The organism is Streptomyces sp. NPDC006923, from assembly GCF_040635655.1.
In the GTDB taxonomy this organism is placed as follows: Bacteria; Actinomycetota; Actinomycetes; order Streptomycetales; family Streptomycetaceae; genus Streptomyces.
In genome coordinates, this window is sequence record NZ_JBEYIF010000008.1 from 95,203 (window position 1) to 102,226 (window position 7,024).

Sequence of the window (7,024 nt, forward strand, 5' to 3'; positions counted from 1 at the left end):
CGCCACGCCGGGGAACTCCGCCACACAGCCCCGACAGCGGCCCCTTATATGCGCATCGACAAGACATGTCCATCTTCGTCCACCGTTACAGGAATTCGATCACGCACCTCGATCAACAAGCACCGGCTACCGGTGCGTACGCCAGTACATGTACGCGTCCGGCCCCGCATTTTGGGCGGGCTTGACACTCCAACGCCGGGCTGCCTAGGGTTAATTTCTGTTCGACAATCATCCTGATCCATCATCGTCCCGGAGCGTCAGAGGCGCCCGGAGCGGGCCGCGCCCCGGCGTCGAATTCACCGGTGATGGGCAGGTCATACGCCCTCCTCAGGAAAAGGGGCATGATGATCAAGGGAACAGATTCGCCGACGTCACATCATGAAGCTCCGCTGACGCTCACCGCTCAGTTCGAGGAATCAGCGCACAGGTGGGCGGAAAACACCGCGCTGGTGCACGGCGCGGAAACTCTGACCTACGATCAACTCAACCGGCGGGCCAATCGCATGGCCCGCCGTTTGCTTGAGAGGGGAGCGGGTAGCGGCACCCGTATCGGGGTGCACATGTCCCGCTCACTCGATCTTTACACGGTGATGCTCGCCGTACTCAAGGCCGGCGGCTGTGTGGTGCCGCTGAACCCCGAGCATCCCAGAGAATTCATCGGCCGTATCGTCATGGAATCGGCGCCGCACTCGGTGATCTGCGACGACACCAATGTGCTCGCCGACGAAATCGCCGCGCCGGTAATTCCGATCAGCACCCTCGCCGAAGAAAGCTCGGGTCTGGCGGAGACGGATCTCCCCGGGACCGCGGAACCCGAGACCACGGCGTTCCTCATGTTCACCTCCGGCTCGACCGGCGCACCCAAGGGAGTACGGATCGCGCATCGCGGTCTGGCCCGCCTCGGTCCGTACCGCGGTGATCTCGACATCACCGAGCGGGACTGCCTGGTGCAGGCCGCGGCCTTCTCCTTCGCCGCCTCGACCATCGAGATCTGGCTGTCCCTGCTGCACGGCGCGCAGCTCGTCGTGATGCCGCCGGGGCTGCCCTCGCTCGCCGTCCTGCGCGACGCGGTCGTCCGGCACGGCGTGACCACGCTGAGCCTGCCGTGCGGCCTGTTCAACGTCCTGGTGGACAACGAGCCGGAGTGCCTCAAGGGCGTCAGGATCATTCTGCTCAGCGGCGACTTCCCCTCCCCCGCCCATCTGGAGAAGGCGATGTCGTACACCTCGGCGACGGTCTACAACGGCTACGGGTGCACCGAGAACTCCTCCATCTCCGCGCTGTATCCGATCCGGTCCGCCGATGACGTACGACGTCAGGACCGGGTGCCGATCGGCAGGCCGCTGCCGATGGTCTCGATGGAGGTGCTCGACGACGCGATGGCGCCGTGCGCGCCCGGCGAGGCGGGCCAGCTCTGTGTCGGCGGCGCCGGCGTCGCCCAGGGCTACCTGGACCGCCCGGAACTGACGGCCGAGAAGTTCACCCGGGCACCGGACGGCGGGCTGCTCTACCTGACCGGCGACCTCGCCCGCAGGACGCCCGAGGGCGACATCGTCCTCGTGGGACGCGCCGACAGCATGGTGAAGATCCGCGGCTTCCGCGTCGAGACCAGCGCCGTCGCCCTGGCCCTGCGGTCCCTCGACGAAATCTTGGAAACGGTCGTTAAGGCATTCCCGGATGGGGCAAACGAAAAAAGTCTGGTGGCCTTCTACACCACCACGACAGGCCGGGAGGCCGACCCGGCGGATCTTGTTCACCGGCTGGGCGAACTGATCCCGTCCTACATGATCCCCTCGTCCTTCCGTCATCTGGAAAGGATGCCGACGAACGTCAACGGCAAGATCGACCGTGCCGCGCTGACCGATCCGGACGGCCCGGCCAAGGAAACAACGAAAGGTGACTCGGCAATGCAGAATCCCCTGGAATCGGTCGTCCTGCAGGCATGGAAAGATATTTCAGGAGACAATGACTTCACCACGAAGGACTCTTTCCTCGGACACGGCGGCAACTCCCTGCACTTCGTCCAGCTCGCCTCCCGCCTTCAGAAGATCTTCGGGACAGAGGTGGCCACCGAGGACGTCTTCCGGCATGGCACGGTCGAGCAACTGGTCCGTTTCATCGAGGAATCCCGCGAAGCGGATCAGAACTCCGTCACGCAGACCAAGTAGGCCGGCCCTCCCGAGATGTCGGGGTCGCGTCCGAAGTCGGCGAATCGGTTACGGAGGGCAACGGACCGGTGAACGAACCACTGGAAAACGCAGTTCTGGAACTGACGCGGGGCATTCTGGGGACCAACGATCTGGGTACCCGTGAACCATTCACCGGCAGAGGCCGTGACCAGCGTGATCTCGACAGGCTCGCCTCGGCGCTCCACGCGGTCTTCGCGGTGGACATCACTCCCCGGCGGCTTCAGCAATGGGAAACCGTCGACGCGGTCGCCGCCCATATCGCTCAGCAACGGTCCGGAAAGGAGACGGGCGAGCTCCGGGCGGGCCTGGCGGTCCGCTCGGACAACGCTGCGGAAGCGTCCTTCGGGCAGAGCGGAATATGGCTCATCGATCAATATCTGGCCACGCCCACGGCGTACAACGGGCCCTTTTTCGTGCGGCTTCCTTTCCGAGTCGACACCGAGAAAATGTATGCGGCCGTCAAAGCGGTGACAAGGCGGCAGGAGATCTTACGGACCACGTACTCGTTGCGTGACGGAAAACTGTTACAGATCGTTTCGGACGACGACAGCGCGTTTCTCTTCAGCGTGGACCACTACCGGGACGACAAGGAGTTCGACGCGGTCGCGCACCGCGTGGCCAATCTCCGGCTCAACCTGGAGCACGGCCCGGTCATGGCCGTGACGTGCGCCCTCGGGGGACCCGACGAGAGCGCCGTGATCTGCAACATCCACCACATCGCCTCGGACGCGGCGTCCGCGGGAGTGTTCCTGCGTGAGCTGTTCGCGGCATACGGACGCATCGTGCGCGGCCTGCCGGTGGACCCGGCCCCGGACCGGCCGGCGTACGCGGACTTCGCGCAGTGGTACCGCACCCGAGTCGACCCGCCGGCCATGGAGAAACTGCTCGACCACTGGGCCGGCCGGCTCGCCGGCGAACTGCCGGTCCTCGACCTGCCCGTCGACCGGCCCCGGCCGGCTGTCCAGCGCAACGAGGGCGGTGTGGTCCCGTTCGACATACCCGGTGCCGTCGCCGACGACTTCGGAGCACTGGCGGAACGCGAGGGCGTCACCCTGTTCATGGCCCTGTTCGCCGCCTACGCGGTGTTCCTGGCCAAGCACACCAACCAGAGCCGGATCCTGATCGGCAGCCCCGTCTCCCTGCGCGACGACCCGGGTACCCACGACCTGATCGGTTACTTTGTCAATCTGGTCGTACTCCAACAGGACGTGGACGACCGGATGACCGTCCGGGACATCCTGCGACAGGCCCGTACGGAGGTGACCGAAGCACTGCGGCACAAGTGGGCCCCCTTCGACAAGGTCGTCGAGCGGGTGCGGCCCAGGCGCGGCAGCGGCTACTCCCCGCTGATCCAGACCATGCTCGTGCTGACCCAGACCGGCTCCGGGGAGATCACCCACGACGGCGCGAGCCTCCGTGTCGAGCGCGGCATCGGACACGGCGCCAAGTACGACCTGTCCCTGGTCTTCGAGCGCGACGCCCAGGGTCTGCACGGCTTACTGGAGTACGACTCCGATCTGTTCGACGAATCCACCGTGCGCGCCATGGCGGCACGTCTGCGGTATGTCGTCGAACAGTTCGCGGCGAAGCCGGACGCCCCGCTGCGGGACATCGCCGCCCTCACCCCGGACGAGGCACGCGACCTGCTGCGCGGCGGCGACCGGGTGGCGCGGGCGGCGGCCCCGCGTCCGGTGACCGAGCTCTTCGAGGAGCGGGCGGCCGCCACCCCCACCGCGGTGGCCGTCGAGCACGCAGGACGGTCCCTCACCTACCGGGAACTCGACGAACGCGGCAACCAGCTCGCGCGGACACTGCGGGCGCGTGCCATCGGCGCCGGCACCCGGGTGGGCGTCTACCTGCCCCGTTCGCTCGACATGGTGGTCGGCCTCCTCGGCGTCCTCAAGTCCGGAGCCTCCTACGTCCCGATCGACCCCTCCTATCCGCGCGACCGTGTCGCGTACATGCTCGCGGACGCGGGCGTCTCACTGATCCTCACCGACAGCTCCGTGGCCGGGGACCTCCCCGATGTGCTGGACCTCTTCGCACTCGACCGGCACGCGGACCTCGTGGCCGGCGCCGGACACGGGAGCGTGGGCCGGGTGAAGGACCCCGGCGACGAGATCTATGTCGTCTACACCTCCGGCTCGACGGGCACACCGAAGGGCGTGGTGATCCGGGACCGTACGGTGTCGAACCTCGTGGTGGCCCAGGACCGGATCTCCCCCGAGGGAGCCGCCGGCACGACGCTCCAGTACATGACCCTGTCGTTCGACGTCTCGGTGATGGAGATCCTGGGCACGCTGTGCGCCGGCGGCACCCTCGCGCTGATACCCGAGGAATTACAGAAGGACCTGCACGCCCTCGCCGCATATGTCGCCGAGCGCCGGATCAGCCGTATGTACCTTCCGTACATCGCGCTCCAGCAGTTCGCGTCGATCGCGGTCAGCTCGGAGATGCGGTTCGAGGCGCTGCGTGAGGTCACCTCCGTGGGCGAGGCCCTGGTGATCTCCCCGCAGATCAGGGAGTTCTTCACCCGGCATCCACGGGCACGGCTGCTGAACATGTACGGCCCCTCGGAGACCCATCTCGCCTCCTGGCACGAGGTGGGCGGTGAGCCGGCCACCTGGGACGAGGCTCCGGCGATCGGCCGGCCGATCGACGGCGTACGGCTGGTGGTGCTGGACCAGCACGGCGCTCTTGTGCCGCCCGGGGTCGCGGGCGAACTCCACATCGGCGGCCCCGTCCTCTCCCCCGGGTACCACGGGCGGCCCGAGGAGACGGAACGGCGTTTCCTGGCGGACCCGTTCGGCGGCGCCGGGGACGCGCTCTACCGCACCGGGGACCTGGTGCGCTGGAACGCCGCCGGTGACCTCGAATACCTGGGCCGTGCCGACCACCAGATCAAGATCCGTGGTTATCGCGTCGAACCCACCGAGATCGAGGCCGCACTCAACGCGCTCGACGGTGTGGAGGCGTCGGCGGTCGCCGCGGTGGACGGCGCGGCGGGAGACCGGAAGCTGGTCGCCGTCGTCGAGGGAAGCGGCGGCGGGGACGACACCGGCTCGCTCCGCCGGCGACTCGCGGCTTCCCTGCCGGAGTACATGGTGCCGGCGCACATCGTCCCGCTGGACCGGATACCGACCGCGCCCAGCGGGAAGATCGACCGCAAAGCGCTGCCGGACGTGATCTCGCAGCGTCTGGAGGCGCTGCTCGACTCCTCCCCTGCGGTGGCGGCGGAACCGCCCAGGACCGAGGTCGAGCGGGAGATCGCCACGCAGTGGGCCGACGTACTGCGGAGCGGCGCCGTCGGCAGAAACGACGACTTCTTCGCCGTGGGCGGTCACTCCATCATCGCCACCGAGCTGGTCTACCGGCTGCGCCGTACCTACGGTGTCGAGATTCCCCTGCGCGTCCTGTTCGACAACCCCACGGTGGCGGGGATGGCCGCGCGGATCGAGGAATTCCGCCGCGGCGACCACAGCGGCGGAGGGGCCTCGGCCGGCGGCGTCGACCTGCGCGCCGAGGTGTGGCTGCCCGACTCGCTGCGAGCGGGTCCGCTGCCGCCCGTGCCGGTGGCCGAGGCGGCCGATGTCCTGCTCACCGGAGCCACCGGCTTCCTCGGCTGCTACCTGCTGCGCGATCTGACCGCGCACGGTGACCGTACCGTGCACTGCCTGGTCCGGGCGGCGGACAGCGGGACGGCGCTGGACCGGCTGCGTACCGTGGCCGGCGGCTACGGACTGGCCGAGCTGATCGACTGGGACCGGGTCCGGGCGGTGCCCGGCGACCTGGCCCGGGAGAATCTGGGCCTGGCCGACGCGGCGTACGCGGAACTCGCGGCCACGGTGGACGCCGTCTACCACGCGGCGGCGCACATCAACTTCGTGCTGCCGTACGCCTCGGTGAAGCCCACCAACGTCGACGGGTTCCGCCGGATCCTGGAGTTCAGCGCGACGGGCCGGCCGAAGCCGGTGCAGTACATGTCGACCATCGCGGTGTTCTCCTCGTCCGACTCGTCCGACTCGTCCGACTCGTCCGACTCGTCCGCCTCCTCCGCCTCCTCCGAGGACGGTGGTGTGATCACCGAGGACGCGGTGCCCGAGAAGTGGGAAGACCTCGGCATCGGCTACACCCGCAGCAAGTGGGTCGCCGAGCGCATCGCGTACGCGGCCCGTGACCGCGGCGTCCCCGTCACGGTCTACCGGATCGGGCGCATCTCGGGTGACAGTGTCACCGGTGCCTGTCAGACCGACGATTTCCTGTGGCGCCAGATCAAGAGCTTCATCGAGCTGGGCTCCGCGCCTCCCGGCGAGGAGCTCACAACGGACCTCCTGCCCGTCGACTTCGTCAGCCGGGCGGTCCTGGCGCTGTCCCGCGACCGCGCCACCGAGAACCGCACACTCCATCTGTTCCACCCCCAGGGCGCCGACTTCACCACCGTGTACGCGGGCATCCGCGCCTCCGGTCACCGGCTCGATGTGATTCCGGCCGACGAGTGGCTGACACGTCTGGAGGATTCGGCACGGCGGCCGGGCGGCAATGCCCTGGCGGCGGCCGTTCCGCTGTTCCGGGAAGGCGCCCTCGAACTGGGTGACAACCGCTACGGCAACGAGGCCACCACCCGTCTGCTGCACAGCCTGGGACTGCGATATCCCGCCATCGAACCACTCTCCGTCTCCCGGATGATCGGCTTCTTCCGCGCGAGCGGGGAGCTGACGGAACCCAACCGGCCGGAGCGTTCCGGCTAGCCGGAACGCTCCGGCCGGGGGGGGGGGGCTGCGGCGCACCCCCCCCGCGGGGGCCGCCCCCCGGCACCCGGCGGGGGCGGGGGGCCC

2 protein-coding genes are annotated in these 7,024 nt (G+C 68.4%); both read left to right on the forward strand.

The window, feature by feature from the left end:
• The first annotated feature begins 344 nt into the window (after positions 1–344).
• Positions 345–2,168 (forward strand): non-ribosomal peptide synthetase, encoded by a 1,824-nt coding sequence (locus tag ABZ707_RS17955; RefSeq protein ID WP_360175995.1) that lies wholly within the window; start codon positions 345–347, stop codon positions 2,166–2,168.
• 68 nt (positions 2,169–2,236) lie between these two features.
• Positions 2,237–6,937: an amino acid adenylation domain-containing protein gene (locus tag ABZ707_RS17960; protein ID WP_360175172.1), complete on the forward strand. Its 4,701-nt coding sequence runs from the start codon at positions 2,237–2,239 to the stop codon at positions 6,935–6,937.
• Positions 6,938–7,024: the final 87 nt, after the last annotated feature.

Bases quoted from the DNA above. Each gene is read 5' to 3' on its own strand.
- ABZ707_RS17955 (WP_360175995.1), top strand. From the start codon at position 345: ATGATCAAGGGAACAGATTCGCCGACGTCACATCATGAAGCTCCGCTG.